Origin of the sequence: Planctomyces sp. SH-PL14 (assembly GCF_001610835.1) — a bacterium.
In the GTDB taxonomy this organism is placed as follows: domain Bacteria; phylum Planctomycetota; class Planctomycetia; order Planctomycetales; family Planctomycetaceae; genus Planctomyces_A.
The window spans coordinates 7,868,785-7,888,202 of sequence record NZ_CP011270.1; the positions used below are offsets into that span (position 1 = coordinate 7,868,785).

Genomic DNA, 19,418 nt, shown 5'->3' on the forward strand with positions numbered 1-19,418 from the left:
ATCCGGAGTTCGTGAGAACTCCCTGTCACACCGGGGTATTCAACCGTTGCCGTCCGCGGCGAATGGCGGAGAATGAGGCGTCTGTCCTCAGTCCCTCACCACTCCCTGAATGCGGCACCTGGCGACCATTCTCGTCTTCGTCCTGGCAGGCGGGTTGTCCGCTGCGAAGGAACTCTCGGCTGACGGACCGCGTCTCTACGGCGGACGGACGCTGTCGGAGTGGGACGACCGGATCAAGGCGTTTTCCTACTCCTCGCGCGAAGCGGCCGATGCGGTTCCGGCGCTGATCGAGATTGTCGAGGACGCGGCGGCCCCCTGGGAGAGCCGGCGGCAGGCTGCCCTCACGCTGGGGCGGATGGGGCGTCCGGCGATCGAAGCGGTTCCGGCTCTGATTCGTCTGGCCGGTCGGTCGTCGACGGAAGAAACGCGGCTGTGGGCGTTGTCGGCGCTTGGGCGTTTCGGGCGGCTGGCTCCCGAGGCGGCTCCGGCGATGATTTCGTTTCTGAACTCGAGGGGCGAATCGCACCTCGTCCATATGGGGGCGGCGGAGGTTCTAGGGCAGATCGGACCGGCCCATCCGGCGGCGATTCCCGCGCTGATCGACTGCGTGTCGCGACTCGGCTCCGACCCGTCGGAAGTCTCGTCCGGGACTGATCTCCGAGTGGCCTGTACGGATGTCCTGTCGCTGTCCGGCGCCGCGGCGTCCCCGGCGATTCCGCTTCTGCTGCGGCTGATGCGCGACCCGAGCGAGCGGCTTCGGCAGGCGGCGCTGACCACACTGGCGGCCATGGGGCCGGCCGCCGAAATCGCGGCGCTTCCGGTCGCGGAGGTTCTCGTCAGCGACCGGGAAGAGCTCACCCGGGATCGGGCTGCCGAAGCCCTCGTCGCGATGCGGGCGGAGCCGGTCGTACTGCGACTGCTGTCGTTTCCGCGGCCGGAGATCCGGGCGCGGATCGCCACAGCGCTGAGTCGATGGTCAAAACCCCCCGAAGCCGTCCGCCAGGTGGTCGCCGAAGCCGCGCTTCAAGAGGGCGATCCGTCGGTCCGAGGGGCCGCTCTGTGGGCGGACTGGACCTGGACCCGCGACCGCGACCGTTTGGCGCCGGTCGCCCTGAGGCTGCTGGAGAACGAGGCCCGGATCGCGCGGAAGGCGGGATACCGTGTTCTGCGGGAGGCGGTCCCCTTCCCTCTGGAGGTCGAATCGCGGCTCGAGTCGCTGCGGGGTAGCGAAGACGCGGACCTCCGGCGGTTGGCGGATGCGCTCCTGCGGCACGCAAAATCCCAGGAGATCGACGCGATTCCGTGAGCGGTCCCATCGAAGAGAGCTGAAAGGCAAGGCCCGGCAGATGGCCAGTGCAGCCCGGTCAGAGGTTGCCCTCAGCGCGTAAAAAAAGCCATCCGCCCCGTGCATCCCGCTCGGGAAGGATGGCTTGCGGCTGGGGGAAGGCCCAGCCGCGAGCTGGCGGCAAGCCGCCTATCCGCAAGCCCGGTAGCAAGCGGAGTCTCAAGTGTATTTTGGCGTGGCGTTCGAACCTCCGCGGCCCTCACCGACCGATGTCGGCGCAGCGCCAAACGGAATCGACTCATACGAACAGGAGCTAGGCTCCAAGAGCACCGGGCCGGATCAAATCCAGACCGGTTGTGCGGGCACCGATCCAGTCCGGCAAGCCAGACCTCTCGGCAGGGGAAGTGCTTCGTGCAGGAGTCACAAGGACTCCACAGACTCCAGGGTTCTGTTCACGACCTCCAGTCAGAGTCCCCACAACACGACTCACCATATCATCCGATCGGGCGTGGTCAAGGCGTTCTGCGCTGTCGTTCGCCGGTTCCCAAAGGTCCAGTCGACGCAGGTTGTGGCGCGACTTCGGATTGAGAATTTGGCAAAAAATCCGCCGTCCGATCCGGCACGATTTCGGCGAGCCGGAGACGCCGATTTCCCAGGCGGCCGCAGCCGCCGAGACTCCCCGGTTTTCGCAGAGACGTTGTCGAGTAAGTGCTTTCTGATTCAGCTGTTGTGGAATTGTTAAGGAGCTGCGTTTCGATTGTGTTGAAGTCGCCCTGACAGAGTGTGAGCATCAAGCCACGAGCCGCTTCCGGCGCGGCCTCCCCAATCCATGGTGGTCGCCGCACGAAGGGCATATCACGGGCAGTGGGAATTGCCCTTCTCCTGTTCGGCGCGGCTGGGGTAAAAGCCCGGTGCCTCGCTCCCTCTTCCGGCTCGTGCCTCCTGCCGCCCCCTCCGATGATTCAACGCGTTGATCGCTGGTTCCGCGACTGCGTTTCCCTGGATCTGGGGACGACGAGCACGCGCCTGGCGGTCGCGGGACGCGGCATCCTGGTCGACGAGCCCTCGGTCGTGGCGATCGAGCGCGAGACCGGGAAGATCCTGGGACGAGGCCACGCCGTCGGCGTCCTGGCCCGCCAGATGCTCGGCCGAACCCCCGATTCGATGATGGCGGTGCGGCCGGTGCAGGCGGGGGTCGTCACCGACTTCCGGCTCGCCGAGGCGATGATCGGATACTTTCTACGGAAATCCGGGGCCCGAACTCGCCTCCGCCCCCAGGTGGCGATTGCCGTCCCCTCCGGACTGACTCCAGTCGAGTCCCGGGCGGTGATGACGAGCGCCGAGCGGAGCGGTGCCGGACGGGTCTTTCTGATCGAACACGCGGTCGCAGCCAGCATTGGTGCCGGGCTGCCGATCACCGAACCGCTTGCCAATCTCGTCTGCTCGATCGGCGGGGGAACCACGGAAATCGCGGTCCTCTCGCTCGGTGAGGTGATTGCCAGCCGCTCCCTCCGGATTGCCGGGGACGAGTTCGACGAGGCGATCTCCGAATTCGTCCGGCTCAACTACTCGATGCGGATCGGCAGGACGACCGCCGAACAGCTCAAGCAGGACGTTGGCAGCGCAACCCCATTGCCCGATGAGATTTCCGCGGAGGTCCGCGGTCTCGATACGGTGAGCGGCATTCCCCGCAAGGCGGCGATCACCAGCGAGGAGATCCGTCAGGCGCTGGCCGATCCGCTGGCGCGGATCATCAATGGAATCCGGAGCGTCATCGAACGCTGCGACGCCGAGCTCGTCGGGGACCTGACCGAGACCGGCATGCTTCTCACCGGAGGCTCGGCGCAGCTGCGGGGCCTCCCGGCGTTTCTCGAGGCCCAGCTGGGAATTCCCGTGCGGATCGACCTGGCGCCGACGACGACGGTCATCCGCGGGACGAGCCTCTGCCTGGACCATCTCCCCCAATGGCGGAGCCGCTTCCTCCGGTCGCGCGACTGAGGCCCCCGGATTCCAAAGGGAACCTTAAGGATTGTGCCGGCCTCGCGGACCTGTGGCTGATCGGAAAGCGAATCGCCGTCGCTTCTTGCCTTCTTCACATTGCCGGGTGCTTGAAGGGGTTCACCCGCTCTCGTAGAGTAGGACTCGCGTCTTGACACGGTCGGGCTCCGTCTGACCGCGGGGATTTTCGTTTTCTCTTTAATAACCCCTGCTCGAGCGCAACGTATTAGTCCTGTGTGATTTCATACCCGCGATTTCCATTGTTCAGTCGCGGCCCGTGACGAGGGGTGTATGCAAGCAGACTCCGTGATTGAGATTCGCAACCTGACGAAGGTCTACCTCGACTTCTGGGGGCGAAAGAAGGTTCGGGCGGTCAACTCCCTCTCGCTGGACGTGAAAAAAGGGGAGATCTTCGGTCTCCTCGGTCCGAACGGCTCGGGCAAGACGACCACGATCAAGATGCTCCTGGGGCTGCTGTTCCCCACGGAAGGGGACCTGACGGTCCTCGGCAAGCCGGCCCACGACGTCTCGAAGAACGAGCGGCTCGGCTACCTGCCGGAAGAGTCCTACCTCTACCGGTTCCTGAACGCGGACGAGACCCTCGAGTTCTACGGCCGCCTGTTCAACATGTCCGCCAAGCAGCGCAAGGAGCGCCGGGACCAGCTGATCGAGATGGTGGGGCTGCAGCACGCCCGCCGCCGCCAGCTCAAGGAATACTCCAAGGGGATGACCCGCCGGATCGGTCTGGCGCAGGCCCTCATCAACGACCCCGAGCTGATTCTCCTCGACGAACCGACCAGCGGTCTCGACCCGCTCGGAACGCGGGACATGAAGGAGCTGATCCTCAAGCTGAAGGCCGAAGGGAAGACGGTTGTCATGTCGAGCCACCTCTTGGCGGACGTTCAGGACGTGTGCGACCGGATCGCGATCCTCTATCAGGGCGAGCTCAAGGTCCTGGGGACCGTCAAGGAACTCCTGGAGTCCCGCGAGGAGTCCCAGGTCCTGACCTCGAAGCTCAGCGACGACGCCATCCGCGAAGTCGAGGCGGTGCTCAAGAAGCACGGAGCCTCCGTCCGCAGCGTCTCTCATCCGACCGCCACGCTCGAGGACCTGTTCCTCAAGACGGTCGAGGAAAGCAAGGCCCACCCGGGCCGTCGTTTCACGCCCGACACCAAGGGCTGATCCGCAGGCAATTGTCGAAACGATCGGACACCCGGGTGACCCATGGAATTCATCAAAGACTTTGATATCAAGCAGGCCCTGCTGCATTGGGCCATTGTGGCGGCGATCCTGGTCGTTCTCGGGGCGCTGCTTGGACTCGTCGGGGCGGTCACGTCGGCCGGGATCGGCCGGGGGCTCAAGGCCTTCGGTCAGATGCTGGGGATTGGCCTCAACGAGATTTTCGTGATCGTCCCCCGCCGCATCCTGGCGGTGACGATCCTGACCGTGAAGGAGTCGATCCGCCGCAAGGCCCTCATGGTCGGCGGCGTGTTCCTCCTCCTGTTCATGTTCGCGGGCTGGTTCCTGCGGTCGTCCGCCAACGACACCCCGGCCAAGCCGTACGTGACGTTCGTCTTCACGACGACCAAGTTCGTCCTGTTCCCGATGACGCTGATCCTGGCGTGCTGGGGGCTGCCGGCGGACATCAAGGACCGGTCGATCCACACCGTCGTGACCAAGCCGGTCAAGCGGAGCGAGATCGTCCTGGGACGCATGCTCGGGTACAGCTTCCTGGTGACGATCCTGGTGGCGCTCGTCGGAGGCATCGGATATGTCTGGCTCGTCAGACAGGTGCCCGAGTCATCCAAAGAGCAGCTCATCGCGCGCGTCCCGGTCTTCGGTACCGTCCGGTACCTCGACCGCCAGGGAAATCCCGGCAATCTCGTGAACGTCGGGGACACCTGGGACTACCGCAGCTTCATGGAAGGGGCGACCAATGCCCGCGCGATCTGGACGTTCTCCGGACTCTCCGAAGCGGACCTCCACGACGACGGGGCGCTCTGGATGGAGCAGAAGTTCGAAGCGTTCCGGACCTACAAGGGAGTCATCGACGAGCAGATCCGCTTCTCGGTCGAGTTCGTCAACGAGGCGAAGAAGCTCGTCGTTCCGTGGGACGTCTTCCCGGTCTACGAGTTCTCGGCCTCCCCGACACTCCCGTTGATGAAAGTCCCCCGCGAGCTGCGATATCGCCCGCTCGATGACGCAGACGGCGAGGAGAAGACGGTCGACCTCATCAACGACCTCCTCGACAACGGCAAGCTGACGGTCCGCATCGGCTGTATCGACGCCCAGCAGTACATCGGGGTCGCCCAGCGGGACATGTTCCTGCGGATGCCCGACCGTCCGTTCTTCCTCTCCTACCTCAAGGGGATGATGGGGCTGTGGCTGATGCTGCTCATGATCGTGGTGATCGGCACGACGGGGAGCACGTTCCTCAAGGGACCGGTCTGCACCATGATGACCCTGGGGCTTGCCGTGATCGGGGTCAGCGGACTCCGCGAGTTCATGACCGAGCAGCTCCAGCAGTTCACCCAGAACAAGGGATACGTCGTCGGCGGGGGCTCGCTCGAGTCGCTCTACCGCACCGTGACCTGGATGAACCAGCAGTCCCCGTTGCCGGACAACTGGGGGACCCGGATGATCAAGACGATCGACCTGGGGATCTTCCGCGTCCTGGAACTCCTCCAGGGGGTGCTCCCGAACCTCAACGGGTTCGACACGCAGGCCTATGTCGCCAACGGGTTTGATGTCCCGTTCGCCAATGCGGTGCTGCCGAGCATCCTGACGCTGATCGGCTACCTGATCCCCTGTTACATCCTCGGCTACTTCGCCCTGCGTGTTCGCGAACTGGAGGCCAAATGAACAACCTCAACTCGTTCCAGCGCAAGATGGTCTATCTCGTGGGGATCCTGGTCCTCATGGTGCCGATCTTCCTGCTCGGTTCGACCGAGGCGGGCGTCGGGTTCAAGTACGGCCTCGCCCGTCTGCGGCAGGACTACAAGCTCGGCGAATCGAGCCTCGGCAAGGTCGACCCTGCCAGTTCCACGTTCAACGTGGTCCTGCTGGGCTTCCGCGGCGTCGCCGCGAGCGTGCTGTGGCAGCAGGCGGAAGAGCAGAAGGCGACGAAGAACTTCGCCGAACTCGCCCAGACCGTCGAGTCGATCTCGCTCCTCCAGCCGCACTTCCACAAGGTGTGGCAGTACCAGGCCTGGAACCTCGCTTTCAACGTCTCCGCCGAGTGCGACGACGTGAAGGACCGCTTCCACTGGGTCAAGCAGGGAGCCAAGTACCTGCTCCGCGGGATCGCCGCCAACGAGCGGTCGCCGGAGCTCCAGTTCGACATGGGGGAATTCGTCGGCCGGAAGATCGGCCGGTCGGATGAGAAGGAGTCGTTCCGCAAGTTCTTCCGCGTCGACCCGCGGGAAGACCTGTACGCCGGCAAGGCGGACCCGGACATCAATCCGAACAACGAGGACAACTACCAGCGGGCCAAGACCTGGTTCCAGCGGTCGAACGACCTGATCGAGGCGGGCGAAGAGCAGCACCGGATGGATACCATCCTGATGCTCGCTTACCCGTACCACTCGACCCGGGACTACGCCCAGGCCCGCAAGGACGAAGGGCTGCTCGACGCCGAGACGACCTCCGCCTGGCAGCAGTTCTACACGGAGTGGACCGAAGCGTACGGCAAGAAGGAGTTCATGAGCCCTGGCGGACTCATTTACTTCGAAGCCGTGACCGACGACCGCGTCCGGGCCCTGTGCGCCAAGGAGGGGGACAAGTACCCCTTCGAGGACAAGAAGCACTGGGTCGCCCGCTACCAGTCGACCGCGAACTACCGCTTCTGGCGGACCCGCGGCCAGTTCGAAATGCAGCCGACGGTTCAGGAAGCGACGAAGGCCCTGACGGTCGGCCGGAAGCTCTACTTCAAGCAGGAGCTCTCCGCCTCGCGGGAGAACATCGAGAAGGGGCTTCGGGAAATGAAGCTCGCGATCGACACCCACGTCGGCCTGACGAACAACGATTCGGTCCTGACGGACGACGACGACCTGGCGGAACTGATCCTCAAGGCGATCCTCGTTTACCAGCGGGTCCTCGATCTCCAGGAGAAGAAGCCTCTGCCGGACGACTTCCCGCTGCGGGCCGAGTATTGGGATAATCCGAGCTGGTCGCACAAACGGCAGGAGCTCGAAGACCTGTTCCGCCGACTGAGTTCGTAACGCGGTGCTGTCGGGACGGCCGCAATCGTCCGGTGCTCTCTCTGGAGTGTCGGAACGATGTGTGGCAAAGGATTTCGGGCGAACTTCGTTCGCCGCCGCGTGTCCCGTGAACGTCCGGCCCGTCCCCGCGGCGGGCTGGCCGTTGTTGACAGACTTCCCGAATCGCGCATAATTCGACTCATGTCCACGATCCTTCTGAGCCTCGGCCTCCTTAGCCTTCCTCCCCAGCGGAGGTCTTAGGTCGGTGCTCTGATTCTGCGTGTGAATCCACCCCTGAGACGTCCCGGTCTCAGGGGTTTTTTTGTTTCTGGAGGGTGGTTCGGCCCCGGCCTTCCCCCTCCGCCTTCAGCCTCAACCCTGCCATGTCCGACTTCATCACGATCTTCGACACGACTCTCCGCGACGGCGAGCAGTCTCCCGGCTGCAGCATGGACACCGAGCAGAAGCTCGAAGTGGCGAAGGCGCTTGTCGAGCTCGGCGTCGACGTGATCGAGGCGGGGTTCCCGATCGCGTCCCCCGGCGACTTCGACGCGGTCCAGAAGATCGCCCGCAAGTATGGCGACCAGTCGACGATCTGCGGCCTGGCCCGCTGCCGGACCGAGGACATCGACCGCGCCTGGGAGGCCCTGAAAGACGCCCAGAACGTCCGGATCCACATCTTCCTGGCGACGAGTCCGATCCATCGGCAGTTCAAGCTCAAAATGGCGGAGGAAGAGATCATCCGGAAGACGGTCGACATGGTCCGCTACACCGCCGACCGGATGAGCGAGCGGTCCGACATCACCCGGCCGAACGTCGAGTTCTCACCGGAGGATGCCGCCCGGACGGAGCTCGACTTCCTGTGCCGCGTGGTCGAGAGCGCCATCGACGCCGGGGCGACCACGGTCAACATCCCGGACACGGTCGGGTACGCGACCCCGAACCACTTCTACAAGGTGATCTCCTACCTCAAGAAGAACGTCCCCAACATCGAACGGGCGGTCCTGAGCACGCATTGCCACAACGACCTGGGGCTGGCGGTCGCCAACAGCCTGGCCGGGGTGGAAGCGGGAGCCCGGCAGATCGAGTGCACGATCAACGGTCTGGGCGAGCGGGCCGGGAACGCGGCGCTGGAAGAAGTCGTCATGGCGCTCAAGACGCGTCAGGACTACTTCGGCGTCGACACGCGGATCAACACGCCGAAGCTCTGTCCGATCAGCCGCCTGGTCTCCAGTACGACCGGGATGCGGGTCCAGCGGAACAAGGCGATCGTCGGTCAGAACGCCTTCGCCCACGAGGCGGGGATCCACCAGCACGGCATGCTCCAGAACCGCACGACCTATGAGATCATGCGGCCGGAGGATGTCGGCTACACGGGCCAGAACATGGTCCTGGGGAAGCACAGCGGCCGGCATGCGTTCCGCGATCACCTGAAGCGGATCGGTTACGAGCTGACGGACGAAGACTTCCAGCGGGTGTTCGACGACTTCATCGCGCTGTGCGACCGCAAGAAGGATGTCTATGACGCCGATATCGCGGCGCTCATCGACAAGCAGATTCATCACGGGCCGGAGACCTGGAAGCTGGTGAGCTTCCACACATTCGGCGGGACCGGGACGATTCCGACGGCCACGGTCGAGCTGCAGCATCTCGACGGGAAGAAGGTGAAGGACGCCGCGCCGGGGGATGGACCGGTGGACGCTCTGTTCCGTTGTCTGGACCGGATCACGCACATCACGCCGACGCTCGAGGATTACAGCGTGCGGGGGGTCTCATCGGGGACCGATGCTCTGGGCGAGGTGACGGTCGAGGTGGAGCAGCAGGGGCGGACGTACCATGGCAAGGGGGTCAGTACCGACATCATCGAGGCGAGCGGTCTCGCGTACCTGCAGGCGCTGAACAAGATCGCGGCCGGTCTTGGTGCGGCGACGATTCATCCTCAGCACGGTGTCTGAACCGTTCTTGCCGGGATGGCTCTCTAGCTCAAGCCCAACGTGCGACGGCAGTCGGGGTCAAGGGGGCCCGAGAAAACAACACGGGCCCCCTTTGCCCCCCCCACAAGGGCGCCCCTGGTCTCGGTTCAGTCCTTCCAGCGAGTCGTCGACGAGGGCTCCAAGGAAGAACGCTGGTTTCCGGCGACACTCCTGAACGGCCCGACGACCATCGTCTTCGACAAGGTCCGGCTCAACCCCGAGTTGCCGGACAGCACGTTCTCCCCGCCCCTGCCGCCCGGAACGCAGCTCCACACCGGACGAATGGTGCTCGACCCGATCTCCAACCGGATGGTCCCCGAGGTGATTGTCATCGGGGGTGAGGAAGGGAAACGCGTCCTGTCCAGGCGACAGGCGAAACTCCGGGAAGAGGGAGCCCGGATCGAAAGGGAACGGGCTCAACCACCGCCGGATCCCTAGGCAGGAGTGGCCGGCCACCCCGTGGCGGACGCCTTGCCCACTCCGATCGCGAACGCCCCCTGACGCCCTGCCGATTCGACGACGGACGATGAGCACCATGAATCCGCTCGACACCCTTTACCTGGAGCATCTTCGCCTCGGCTTCCTGATGCTGAGGCTGGCGGTGGACAGCAACGATGCGAGCTGGACCCGAGCCGAGACCGAGCTGCTGCACAACATCCCGAGTCTGATCTGCGAGACCAACCCGCTCCGGCACATCTATTTCTGGGAGGGGGAAAGAGAGCTGTACATCGACTGGTCGAACACGCGCGACGAGGAAATGCGGGCCAGGATCGATTGCTATTACCTTCCCATCTGGGAGGCAATGCAGCCGCTGATCTCCGCGCTGCCCCGTGACGGCGGATGAGGCTCGCCCGCAGGCACGGCGTTGGCCCTGTGACGAACGACGGGCATCCCCTTGACCGTTCTCCTCGCTCACTCGTCATCCAGTCCGGCGCGGCGGATGAGCTCTTCGGCCGAGAGGTTGGCTTCGTCGACGGGGGCGTCCAGGGCCCCCTGGGCCTTGTAGTCCTGGGGCTGGATGGCGGGGAGGGTCGCCAGGAACTCCGGGCCAGCCCCCGTGAGCCACACGACCCGGCCGTAGTACTTCGTCGGCTTGAACCACAGCTTTGAGGAATCGAACACGCACATCAGCATGAAGACGACGCCCGTCAGGACCGCCGCGAAGGCGATCCAGTTGTAGAGGGCGATGTCCATGAAGCCGAGTTCGCCCGGGGGAACGATCACGGCCCCCATCGCCCGCTGGCTGGCGACGAACGCGATCCCCAGGACCGTCATCCCGGCGCCAATCCCGAACAGCCGCAGCCGGCGGCCCTGGTGCCAGGCGCAGAGCGGAAGGTCCGCTTGAACCGGCCCGGTGTACCTGGCGCCCGTGGCCAGGTCGGACGCGGCCCGCGCGATCGACTGGACGGCGGCCACCTCGACGTACCGCTGCCGCTCCCGCGCGAAGGTGAAGTCGACGAGTTCGACCTCATCCTCTTTGTTGCAGATCGCGCATCGCCCCGGACATCTTGTCCCTTCGCGGATCACCAGGAGCTTGCCGTCCCGATACAGTCCGCTCGTCGAACGCTGTTTCTTCTTCATGCTGTCAACGCCCAGGCGCAGATCGTTCCAGCCTCAACGTACGCACTCGACAACAGCCCTCCCGTCAGCGGGCCCCATTCTGCTCCTGCCTGCGACGCCGGGTCAAGCGCGTCCCGGTCCCGTCGCGCGGCGTGGAAACTCTCCGCCGCACTCTCCATCATCTTCGACAGCCACGGGCCAACCATCACGTCGGTCGGTCCGGCTGAACTCCTCGCACGACATCCGAGTCGACCGGGACGCGCTCCTCCGGACGAGCTTCGAAGGGTTTCCGACCATGCGTATCGCGATGATGGTGCTCATCCCCACTTTCTGCGGAGCACTCGCTTCCAGCCTCCTCCAGCCGGCCACCGCGCGGTGCGCCGAGCCAAAACAGGGAGCGGTCACCAAGGCCGACCTCGGTGGAGGGGTGGCGCTGGAAACGGTCTACATCCCCCCCGGCCAGTTCCTGATGGGGAGCTCGCCGGAAGAGAAGCTCTGGGCGACCGGCATTGAGGGGGGAGCGACGCCGAACACCGAACGGGAGTCCTATGAAGGGGAGAAGCCGCGGCTCACCCGCGTGCCGCACGGCTTCTGGATGGGCCGCACTGAGGTCACCGTCGGCCAGTTCCGGAAGTTCGTCGAAGAGTCGAAGTATGTCACCGACGCCGAGAAGCCCGGCGGACACACGCAGTGCTTCGACCCGAAATGGACCGCGTACAACCTGACGACCCAGGTCGTGCATCCCTGGGAGCCGATGGCGGGCAAGAGCTGGCGCGATCCGAACTTTGCCTTCCCGCTCCGCGAAGACTTCCCCGTGGTCTGCGTGAGCTGGAACGATGGCCGGGCCTTCGGCAAGTGGCTCACGAAGCACGAACGTGACGCGGGACGGCTGCCGGAAGGACTGGAGTACCGGCTCCCGACCGAGGCCGAATGGGAGTACGCCTGCCGCGGCGGGCGTCAGGACAGCACCTCTTACTGGTGGGGGAACGAGCTGGGTGACGGCGAAGGCCGGTTCAATATCTCCGGGCTCGACCTGCTCCCCGGCCGGACCCGGAAGTGGCCGCTGGCGAGCGCGCCGTGGAGCGACGGCTTTTCATTCGTCTCGCCGGTGGACCACTACGGCGAGAAGGGCCGCAACGGCTTCGGCATGGCCGACATGTGCGGGGGTGTGTGGGAAGTGGCGCTGGACCACTTCGATCCCAAGGGAGGACATGAGGAGCTGTACGTCGTGAAGGAGAACCCGCGGCCGGTCTGCCGCGGCGGCAACTACTTCGACGTCCCCGGCAATGCCCGCTGCGCCGTCCGCCTGGGTCTGGCGGGTCCGAGCTATTCGGACTCCCGCGACGGCTTTCGCATCTGCCTGGGTCCGGCCGTTGGCAAGGAGTGACTGAAACCCAGGGTAGCCCGCGTTGCGGGAAATCGCCGGCCGCTGCGCCTCGCCTGACGTGTGGTCCGATTCAGTAGCCCAGGTAGTCGTTGAGCGACGCTTCGCCCGTCCCCGCGCTGGCCGCAGGGCCGGCGGAGTCGGCTGCGAACTTCTGCTGCGCGAGGGCGAGCGCGACGACCACCGGTGTCGCGGCCAGGGCGATTCGCAGTCCCGTTCGGGTCTTTCCCCCCAGCCTGACCAGTGGCCACAGTTCCGGGATCCAGGCCGCCAGGGGCGCGGCGAGCAGCAGCGCGGCGTTGGCGGTTGTGAGTCCCGCGAAGAGGCGGCCTACGACCAGCAGTCCGAAGAGCGCCGGCAGGATCACGCCGAGGCTGGCGGCCGTTTCCGCTCCCGCTCCCCCGGAGGAGTGCCGGCCCCCCACAAGGACCAGCACTCCTCCCGCTGCCGCGGCGGCCGCCAGCGGCACACCGAGTTGTCCCCCCGCGGCGTAGCCCGAGAGCATGATCGTGATCCCCGCCCCGGCGGCCGTTCCGGCGAACGCGAGGGCCGCGGAGGTGGGGCTTCGTCGCGCCAGCCGGTCGAGTGCTGTCCAGGAGAGGAAGAGGGCCGCCGCGAGTCCGGCGAACAGTCCCGCCGCCAGCCCTGGAGACCACTCTCGAGTGCCGGGGCCGGAGAGATCGGCCACGTAGCTCGAGCCATGGACCAGCACCGGGACCGCGCCGGCCGCGACGGCGAGACGCATGAGCCATCCCCAGCGAAACGGCGCGACGCACTCGGCGAGGATGGCTCCGGGCACGAGCAGCAGGAGGAGGCGTTCGAGGGCGTCGCGTGGGGGAAGGTGCGGCGCGAGGCCGAGGCCCCAGGCTCCGGCCAGGATTCCGAGTCCTGTGCCGAGCGCGCCGCCGAGTGGCCGGGAGAGGCGGGCCAGGAGCCAGGTCACCAGGGTGGTGACGAAGGCGGCCAGGGCGGCGGCCTTGGCCATGACGAGGGGATCGGGCATGGAGACTCCTTGAGAGGGACTGAGCTCGAACCGCGTCCTTGCCGGTGCGGCGATGCCACGTCAAACCCATCGTGCCACGGCGGCCGGGGTCAAGGGGGCAACCCCTTGCCGCCGGAGGCACTCCTGTGAGGAACCGTGGTACGCAACGGACGTCCCCTTTGTGGTACCGGCGTTGAGGACTCCGCCGCTCGCCTTGCAATCGCCGCGGGGTTGGTGTGGGGGCATGCGGCACGGTGTCCGCGTTCGGACACACAAGGTTTTCAGCGGTTCTCGACGGCCAGGCCTCCGGCGGGCAAGGGGGTGTGACCCCCTTGCATCCCCCACCAGGGGTGACCCCCTGGACCCCGGTTCCTTCCTTCTTACTTGTGGGTGCCTTCAAAACTCACCGTCACATGCACCTCATCACCAATCGCCTCCAACATCTTGTCCATCCCGAACTCACTCCGCTTGATCTTGAACTCGCCCGAGAAACCCGTCCGGTGCACACCCTTCGGGAACTCCGCCGTCTTCCCCCCATGTAAATTCACCGTGATCGGCTTCGTCACCCCGTGCAGCGTCAGATCACCCGTCACCTGATACCCCCCGTCCAGCGGCTTGACCGACGTGCTCCGGAACCCAAGGGCCGGGTTCTGCCGCGTGTCGAAGAAGTCCGGACCGCGAAGATGCTCGTCCCGCTTCACATTGTCCGTGTCGACGCTGTCCGCTTTCGCCAGGATCGCAAACGACGTCGCCGCCGGATTGGCGGCATCGATCTTGAACGAGCCACTCACGTCCTTGAACCGCCCGTGCGTCCAGCTCAAACCGAGATGCGAGATCTGAAACGTGACCGCGGTATGGGTCGTGTCGAGGGCGTACTCCTGAGCCCGCGCCGGGGGGGCAACCAGTCCGGAAAACGCGAAGGCCAAGGCGGTGAGCGCAAACTGTCGAACGTTCATTCCAATCCTTCTGGGAACAGAGTCCACATCAAAACGCCGCCGCAATCGACGCGGCGGACGGGAAAACGCGACGGGGCACAAAAGCTGCGGACCCGCGGCCAGACGGCTCCAGGCCGCCGCACCGACAGGCGTACAATCCGAACAGCACAGACAACAGTCACCGAGCCGGTCACATGGGCCGGCTCGTCCGCACAACAGGGTGGCGGTGTCAGGATGGTTGCGGTACACAGAAGATCGCCGACGCGGTCTGCACCGGACTCCCTGGCGGACGGCTGGGGAGCGAACTCGGACGTCAGATCCGCGGCTGCGGCGAACTGTAATGCACAGATACATAATGTACCATTTCAGTAATGTCAACAGGACCTGATCCCCTCGTCGACCTGCCAAAGCTCTTCCACGAAACCTCGCGGATTTTCGAGCGGTGGATGGATGCGCACTGCGAGAAGATCGGGACGAGTCCCGCCCGCGCCCGGCTGATGAGCCTGCTGCACTGCGGCGGCTCGCAGCGGATGACCTGTATTGCGGAGGCGCTCGGGGTCTCGCCGCGGAACGTGACGGCGCTGGTTGACGGGCTTGAGACGGACGGGTTCGCCGAGCGGGAGCCGCATCCGGTCGACCGTCGGGCGACGATGGTCCGGCTCACCCCCGCAGGTCTGAAGTGGGCGAAGCAGAACCTGTGTCCGCTGTTTGAGCAGTATTCCGCGGCATTCACGAAGCTGCCGAAGGCGGACCGTGTGGAGTTGGCGCGGCTGTTGTCGGCGGTGCGTGAGACCTTGCAGGCGCACGCGAGCTGCGGCGGCGACAAGGGCTGAGACCCTACCCAGTACCGGGTCCAGGGGTACCCTGGTGGGGGATGCAAGGGGGCCCGTGTTGTCTTCTTGGCCCCCTTGCCCGCCGGAGGCCTGGCCGTCTCTAGATGTCTGAAGGAGATCGTGTCCAAGCGCGGACGAAATGCCGGATGCCCCCTCACCTCCTGTTGGTTTGCAGTCGCGACCCGCGCGATCGGCGGCCACGCTTCGCATCCGGTGGCTCCTTATTGCGACAACCCTCTACGTCGGCGTGTACGTCGCGCTGTCGGCGAGCGGTGGGTACGGAAGCGCGTCGTCGGGGCGGCTTCGTTACGGCGGCGGGTTGTCGGTGTCGGACCTTCAAGTGTGGCAGCCCCGGTTCTGCCGCTGGCACAGCCGGACGCAGATCGACGGCTCGTGGACGTTCAGTGCCAACCCGCCCGGAGTCTTCTTCGCGCCGCTGATCCTCATGGACCGGTGTTTCGTCCATCCCACGGTGAACCTGTTCGACCAGCGGCCTCAGTGAAGCCGGCGGGACATGCGGCCCCGTCGCGCCGTACGCGTCCCGGCCGTCCGGAAAAATGGGGCAATCTCCGTGAACCTTCGCCGGACGCGGGGCGTCTCGTAGGCGGCGGGCCGCAACGATGGCCAGGTCCCGTTGGAGAATCCCCGTGTCGTGCTCACAACCCCGTTCGACGTTGCAACAGACCAGCGCCCTATGCGGTTTCGGTCCCTGCGGCGCCGTCGTGAGTTCCGGCGAGGACTCTCGATATCGCGAGACGCGTCGGTGATGTCCGGCCCTCCGTGGAGCAGAACTCCCCGGCCCGGCGTCATCGCGACGCCGGGCTTTTTTCTTGCCGGTTCTCCATTCACACCGGACCGGTCCGCGAGGCGGGCCGTTGCCGATCCGAACGCGCCCATGATGTAACGGCGGCCTGCCGCTCTGCCAGAGCGGTCGTGCGGGTTCGACTCCCGCTGGGCGCTTCCTGAAATCGAAGGATCACTTCGGAATCACCACGGAAGTCATCCGGCCGGATGAGGGCCCTGTCTCGAAAACAGGCGCGGTGCAGACCGTTGTGGGTTCGAGTCCCACGGCTTCCGCCTCGACAGTTCTGACACAGACGCGCACGCGCACACGGTCCCGTGGTCCAGCGGCCACGACTCCTGGCTTACATCCAGGCAACGATGGTTCGAGTCCATCCGGGATCACTAGTTCTCTTCAAGGAGGGAAGGCTTTTTCCTCGCTTTCTTGGTTTTTGCTTGGCGTCGTCCATGTGGGTGTCACCGTCGGGCACACTCGGACCGTCGCCGGCAGTCACTGACAAGTGTGCAGAGTAGTGTGCAGCATCGGTCGCCCGGGAGAAGTCCTCGTCGCGGACTTGGAGGTAGTTCTTGCTGGCGACCTGCACTGAATGTCCGATCCATTGGCAGACGACGTGAATGGGGAACTCGGCCGCCAGTTCGGTCTCTCGGGTGGCCCGCAGGTTATGGAACAGCTTGCCCCAGGGCTCCAGGCCGGCGCGACGGATCGTCTGCAGGAGACGCGTCCGCAGGTTGCAGCTCCGGTCTCGATACCGCGTGATCACAAAGCCACGTTTGTCTTCCGCCGCGGCGTAGAGCGACTGGAGTAGCGGACGCAGCTCCGGGAACAGGGGAATGGTCCGGCTTCCCTTTCCGCTGTGTCGCTCAGTCTTGGGTGACGTCACAACGATCCGTCCTTTCTTCCAGTCGACGTCCTTCCAACGAAGTGACAGATGCTCGGACGGGCAGCGGAGACCTCCGAATCGGCCCAGGGCGAACACAAGCCGCCATTCGTCGTCCAGGCACGCCGCCAGGACCTTGTCAGCCATCTCACGGGTCACGAAGAAGTCTCGCGATCTGTTCTCCCGGACAGTCCGAGGGATGTCGCGGTGAATGAACGGATTCCGGTTGACGACCCCGCGGTCGGCTGCGTCGGTGAAGAACTGACTGGCGATCGAACACATCTTGCGGACCGTGTTTTCGGACAAACCGCGGCCCGGCCCCCTGCCCTCTCGAAGCATCCAGTGTCGGAAGTCCTTCGCTTCCCCCAGCGAGACAGATTCGATGGGGCGGTCGTCGCCGAAGACCTTCACCAGATAGCGACGGCAACGTCTCCAGAGGACCTTGCTCCCTTCGCACACATCGCCACGGCCGGAAATGTAGTCGGCGGTGAAGCCCCCAATGGTGACCGGCTTCGCTTCTGCGGTCGGCCTTGCGATCAAGCCGTGCGTGTAGAGCTTCTGCCGCATCACGTCGCCGCAGTCCGCAACCCAGGCCGCCGTTTCCGCGGGGACCGCCGTGCTGGCTGTTTGAGAGGTCAACAGTTGTTCCAGATGCCGCTTGACCCCCTCTGCCGCCTTCTTGGGCATCTTGCCGGGATAGAACGACTTCTGGACTCCGTCGCGGTCCACGTAGCGGATGTTCCAGGCGTTGCGATTCTTTGAGAGAGATGCCATCGAGACTCCGTTGTGCTGGGAAAAGAGAAACGCCCCGTCAGCCGCGAGGGCCGCCGGGGCGAATAGCCGATGGGACCTGCCGCCTCAGATGCGGACGCCGATGGAACGGAGCGCCTCATGGGCCTCCTGCTCCGCCGCGACCGGGCAAGCCTGATTCAGGACCACGAGGCGGACGTCGGTGACGCCGGCAATGTCGAACTCGTGGCGGCCGACCTTGGAGAGCCGGACCAGGCCGGCAGGCTCCACAGGCTTCTCCGCGGGCCGCCGAACCGGGCGACCGGCCGTCAGGGTGGCGAGGCACTCGCGGGCCTTCTGAACCGCAACCTCGTCGTCTCCAAACGAGTTGGATACGAGAATCTCGACGTCCTCAAACCCAGGGATCTGAACGAGACGACGATCATCCCGGCCGACCGCCAAGTCGACTTCCGGACCGTAGCCGGAGGCAACGTCGAGGGCCTCGGCCGCCGTCAGGCAGAAGCCGGCGAGCGCCCTGAGTTCTTCTGCCGCGAAGTCGGCAGGACTCGCCCCGGAGATGTCCGAATGGCGACGCACTTTCAGGACTCGGTAGCCCTCTCCCACATCTTCGATCCGCACGTCGCCATCGAACGTGTCGTCGATGATGTGCTGGACCTCTTCCAAGCTCAGAACCTTTTCTTGTTTCACTACGTCGATCATCTGGATAAACTCCGTGAATTGGTCTCCGCCGCGTTGTCGGCAAAACTCTTCGGCGGAGACTGGTGACTTCGGCCGTGGGGAACGTCCCCGCGGCCTTTTCTTTTGACACGTCCCCCGCGGGAAACGTGACCTCGCGGACTCGCCGGGCGTCCAACATGCTGCCGATGGCCTCTTGGGCCATCACCAACGCCTCGTCTTGGTTGCCAGCGTTGTGGACAAGGATTTCAACGCTCTCGTAGCCCCGAATCTCGAAGCGGTGGCGTTAGCCCCAACGAGGGACAAGCGAGGGCAGCCCAGCGTCGAGGCCAGCGGCCTCCGCGATCTCGTCAGCAGCCGCAATGGAACGCCCGGAGACCTGACGCATCACGGACGAAACGAACTCCGCAGGAGACGCTCCGGGCGGCGATCGGAAAGCCTTCGGCCTGATCCAGACGCGAAGCTCGCCGGCCGCGTTCCGGGACACGCCGGCCTGCCCGTGGAACGCCTTTCCCACTGTGATGCGGGCCTCCCCGAGGCTCGATTCTTGGGCCGGCTCGGCCGTGTCGATCATCTGTCGACCTCCCTTCAAAAGAGAAACCCCGCTGGCCGCCAAGGGTGAAGCTTGGCGACCGCGGGGTCGGAGCATCGGACGGCCAGCACGCCGCCCGATCGATTGTTTTGCCCTCCACCCCGGTCCCTTCACCGAACCAGCGTGGCGTGTTGGCTGGGAATATAGAGCCCTTTCCCCCCTGCGGAAAGCACAAAATCACTATGTGCTTTTCACAAATGCACCACACAGTGCGTAAGTGATTTGCCGTTCATTACTTGCCGTCTCTAGGATTTTTGAACAGAGGGGGCAAACTTGGCGCGTTCCACCGTCACGCTGACAGAGATTGAAGCCTTGGCCGCGGACCTTGAACGGTCCGCTGGGCGGCTGCGCAAGGCGATTGCGGACGCCAGGGCTTCGGGGATTGATTCGCTACAGCTTCATTGGTCGAGGGCCAGCGGAGCCCATTTGTCAGCAATTGGCCGGGTGGCAAAAGATGCTGAGGTTCAGGCAGATGACGCCGCAAGGGCCAAGAGCCTGGGGATCAAGACGGCGGCGGAGTCGTACAAGGCTACTGCGGCGAAACGTAAGGCTCGCGGATAGGCACAGTCGCTC

At 65.0% G+C, this 19,418-nt stretch carries 16 protein-coding genes and 3 tRNA genes; 14 read left to right on the forward strand and 5 right to left on the reverse strand.

What is annotated here, in order from left to right; all coding sequences use genetic code 11:
• Positions 1 to 109 precede the first annotated feature (109 nt).
• The 7 genes from VT03_RS30275 to VT03_RS30310 all read left to right on the forward strand — a co-directional run bounded on the left by VT03_RS30275 (position 110) and on the right by VT03_RS30310 (position 10,299).
• Positions 110 to 1,306, forward strand: a complete 1,197-nt coding sequence (locus VT03_RS30275; protein WP_075096450.1) for a HEAT repeat domain-containing protein — start codon at positions 110 to 112, stop codon at positions 1,304 to 1,306.
• Between the two features lie 936 nt (positions 1,307 to 2,242).
• Positions 2,243 to 3,283 (forward strand): rod shape-determining protein, encoded by a 1,041-nt coding sequence (locus VT03_RS30280; protein WP_075097384.1) that lies wholly within the window; start codon positions 2,243 to 2,245, stop codon positions 3,281 to 3,283.
• Positions 3,284 to 3,574: 291 nt separating this feature from the next.
• On the forward strand, positions 3,575 to 4,465 hold the full coding sequence (locus tag VT03_RS30285) for an ABC transporter ATP-binding protein (RefSeq protein ID WP_075096451.1): 891 nt from the start codon (positions 3,575 to 3,577) through the stop codon (positions 4,463 to 4,465).
• A gap of 42 nt (positions 4,466 to 4,507) precedes the next feature.
• Positions 4,508 to 6,145 (forward strand): ABC transporter permease, encoded by a 1,638-nt coding sequence (locus VT03_RS30290; protein ID WP_075096452.1) that lies wholly within the window; start codon positions 4,508 to 4,510, stop codon positions 6,143 to 6,145.
• Entirely contained in the window at positions 6,142 to 7,503 is a 1,362-nt protein-coding gene (locus tag VT03_RS30295; protein WP_075096453.1) for a hypothetical protein, read from the forward strand. Before VT03_RS30290 ends, VT03_RS30295 begins: the two co-directional genes overlap by 4 nt.
• 362 nt (positions 7,504 to 7,865) lie before the next feature.
• Positions 7,866 to 9,437: a 2-isopropylmalate synthase gene (locus tag VT03_RS30300; RefSeq protein WP_075096454.1), complete on the forward strand. Its 1,572-nt coding sequence runs from the start codon at positions 7,866 to 7,868 to the stop codon at positions 9,435 to 9,437.
• A 553-nt stretch (positions 9,438 to 9,990) separates the two neighbouring features.
• Positions 9,991 to 10,299 carry a hypothetical protein gene (locus VT03_RS30310; RefSeq protein WP_156514854.1) on the forward strand — a complete coding sequence of 103 codons (309 nt, stop codon included), beginning with the start codon at positions 9,991 to 9,993 and terminating at the stop codon, positions 10,297 to 10,299.
• 68 nt (positions 10,300 to 10,367) lie between these two features.
• Here VT03_RS30310 and VT03_RS30315 read toward each other — a convergent pair whose 3' ends face one another.
• Positions 10,368 to 11,036 (reverse strand): hypothetical protein, encoded by a 669-nt coding sequence (locus VT03_RS30315; RefSeq protein WP_075096457.1) that lies wholly within the window; start codon positions 11,034 to 11,036, stop codon positions 10,368 to 10,370.
• A 274-nt stretch (positions 11,037 to 11,310) separates the two neighbouring features.
• Here VT03_RS30315 and VT03_RS30325 point away from each other — a divergent pair, with 274 nt between their 5' ends.
• Complete coding sequence (locus VT03_RS30325; protein ID WP_075096459.1) at positions 11,311 to 12,402, forward strand: formylglycine-generating enzyme family protein; 1,092 nt, start codon at positions 11,311 to 11,313, stop codon at positions 12,400 to 12,402.
• 70 nt (positions 12,403 to 12,472) lie between these two features.
• Here the strand turns inward: VT03_RS30325 and VT03_RS30330 are convergent, their stop codons facing one another.
• Together VT03_RS30330 and VT03_RS34430 are read right to left on the reverse strand one after the other, a co-directional pair.
• Positions 12,473 to 13,402, reverse strand: a complete 930-nt coding sequence (locus VT03_RS30330; protein WP_075096460.1) for a hypothetical protein — start codon at positions 13,400 to 13,402, stop codon at positions 12,473 to 12,475.
• Positions 13,403 to 13,761: 359 nt separating this feature from the next.
• On the reverse strand, positions 13,762 to 14,337 hold the full coding sequence (locus VT03_RS34430; RefSeq protein ID WP_075096461.1) for a YceI family protein: 576 nt from the start codon (positions 14,335 to 14,337) through the stop codon (positions 13,762 to 13,764).
• Positions 14,338 to 14,687: 350 nt separating this feature from the next.
• Here VT03_RS34430 and VT03_RS30340 point away from each other — a divergent pair, with 350 nt between their 5' ends.
• The 5 genes from VT03_RS30340 (at position 14,688) to VT03_RS30355 (ending at position 16,334) form a co-directional block, all read left to right on the forward strand.
• Positions 14,688 to 15,149 (forward strand): MarR family winged helix-turn-helix transcriptional regulator, encoded by a 462-nt coding sequence (locus tag VT03_RS30340; RefSeq protein ID WP_075096462.1) that lies wholly within the window; start codon positions 14,688 to 14,690, stop codon positions 15,147 to 15,149.
• Between the two features lie 139 nt (positions 15,150 to 15,288).
• Positions 15,289 to 15,651, forward strand: a complete 363-nt coding sequence (locus tag VT03_RS30345; protein ID WP_156514855.1) for a hypothetical protein — start codon at positions 15,289 to 15,291, stop codon at positions 15,649 to 15,651.
• A gap of 387 nt (positions 15,652 to 16,038) precedes the next feature.
• Positions 16,039 to 16,109 (forward strand) — tRNA-Gly (locus VT03_RS30350).
• A gap of 34 nt (positions 16,110 to 16,143) precedes the next feature.
• A tRNA-Ser gene (locus VT03_RS33895) sits at positions 16,144 to 16,226 on the forward strand.
• 36 nt (positions 16,227 to 16,262) lie between these two features.
• Positions 16,263 to 16,334, forward strand: a tRNA-Val gene (locus VT03_RS30355).
• Here VT03_RS30355 and VT03_RS35300 read toward each other — a convergent pair.
• Positions 16,295 to 17,602 carry a tyrosine-type recombinase/integrase gene (locus VT03_RS35300; protein ID WP_082846847.1) on the reverse strand — a complete coding sequence of 436 codons (1,308 nt, stop codon included), beginning with the start codon at positions 17,600 to 17,602 and terminating at the stop codon, positions 16,295 to 16,297. The two genes, VT03_RS30355 and VT03_RS35300, sit on opposite strands and share 40 nt — an antisense overlap.
• An 84-nt stretch (positions 17,603 to 17,686) precedes the next feature.
• Entirely contained in the window at positions 17,687 to 18,154 is a 468-nt protein-coding gene (locus VT03_RS30365) for a hypothetical protein (protein WP_156514856.1), read from the reverse strand.
• Here VT03_RS30365 and VT03_RS33900 point away from each other — a divergent pair.
• On the forward strand, positions 18,143 to 18,343 hold the full coding sequence (locus VT03_RS33900; protein WP_156514857.1) for a hypothetical protein: 201 nt from the start codon (positions 18,143 to 18,145) through the stop codon (positions 18,341 to 18,343). The two genes, VT03_RS30365 and VT03_RS33900, sit on opposite strands and share 12 nt — an antisense overlap.
• Positions 18,344 to 19,418: the final 1,075 nt, after the last annotated feature.

Coding starts and splice junctions, on each gene's coding strand:
- VT03_RS30290 (WP_075096452.1), top strand. CDS start 4,508: ATGGAATTCATCAAAGACTTTGATATCAAGCAGGCCCTGCTGCATTGG.
- VT03_RS33900 (WP_156514857.1), top strand. CDS start 18,143: ATGGCGACGCACTTTCAGGACTCGGTAGCCCTCTCCCACATCTTCGAT.
- VT03_RS30300 (WP_075096454.1), top strand. CDS start 7,866: ATGTCCGACTTCATCACGATCTTCGACACGACTCTCCGCGACGGCGAG.
- VT03_RS30285 (WP_075096451.1), top strand. CDS start 3,575: ATGCAAGCAGACTCCGTGATTGAGATTCGCAACCTGACGAAGGTCTAC.
- VT03_RS30345 (WP_156514855.1), top strand. CDS start 15,289: ATGCCGGATGCCCCCTCACCTCCTGTTGGTTTGCAGTCGCGACCCGCG.
- VT03_RS30340 (WP_075096462.1), top strand. CDS start 14,688: ATGTCAACAGGACCTGATCCCCTCGTCGACCTGCCAAAGCTCTTCCAC.
- VT03_RS30295 (WP_075096453.1), top strand. CDS start 6,142: ATGAACAACCTCAACTCGTTCCAGCGCAAGATGGTCTATCTCGTGGGG.
- VT03_RS30330 (WP_075096460.1), bottom strand. CDS start 13,402: ATGCCCGATCCCCTCGTCATGGCCAAGGCCGCCGCCCTGGCCGCCTTC.
- VT03_RS30275 (WP_075096450.1), top strand. CDS start 110: ATGCGGCACCTGGCGACCATTCTCGTCTTCGTCCTGGCAGGCGGGTTG.
- VT03_RS35300 (WP_082846847.1), bottom strand. CDS start 17,602: ATGGCATCTCTCTCAAAGAATCGCAACGCCTGGAACATCCGCTACGTG.
- VT03_RS34430 (WP_075096461.1), bottom strand. CDS start 14,337: ATGAACGTTCGACAGTTTGCGCTCACCGCCTTGGCCTTCGCGTTTTCC.
- VT03_RS30315 (WP_075096457.1), bottom strand. CDS start 11,036: ATGAAGAAGAAACAGCGTTCGACGAGCGGACTGTATCGGGACGGCAAG.
- VT03_RS30310 (WP_156514854.1), top strand. CDS start 9,991: ATGAATCCGCTCGACACCCTTTACCTGGAGCATCTTCGCCTCGGCTTC.
- VT03_RS30280 (WP_075097384.1), top strand. CDS start 2,243: ATGATTCAACGCGTTGATCGCTGGTTCCGCGACTGCGTTTCCCTGGAT.
- VT03_RS30325 (WP_075096459.1), top strand. CDS start 11,311: ATGCGTATCGCGATGATGGTGCTCATCCCCACTTTCTGCGGAGCACTC.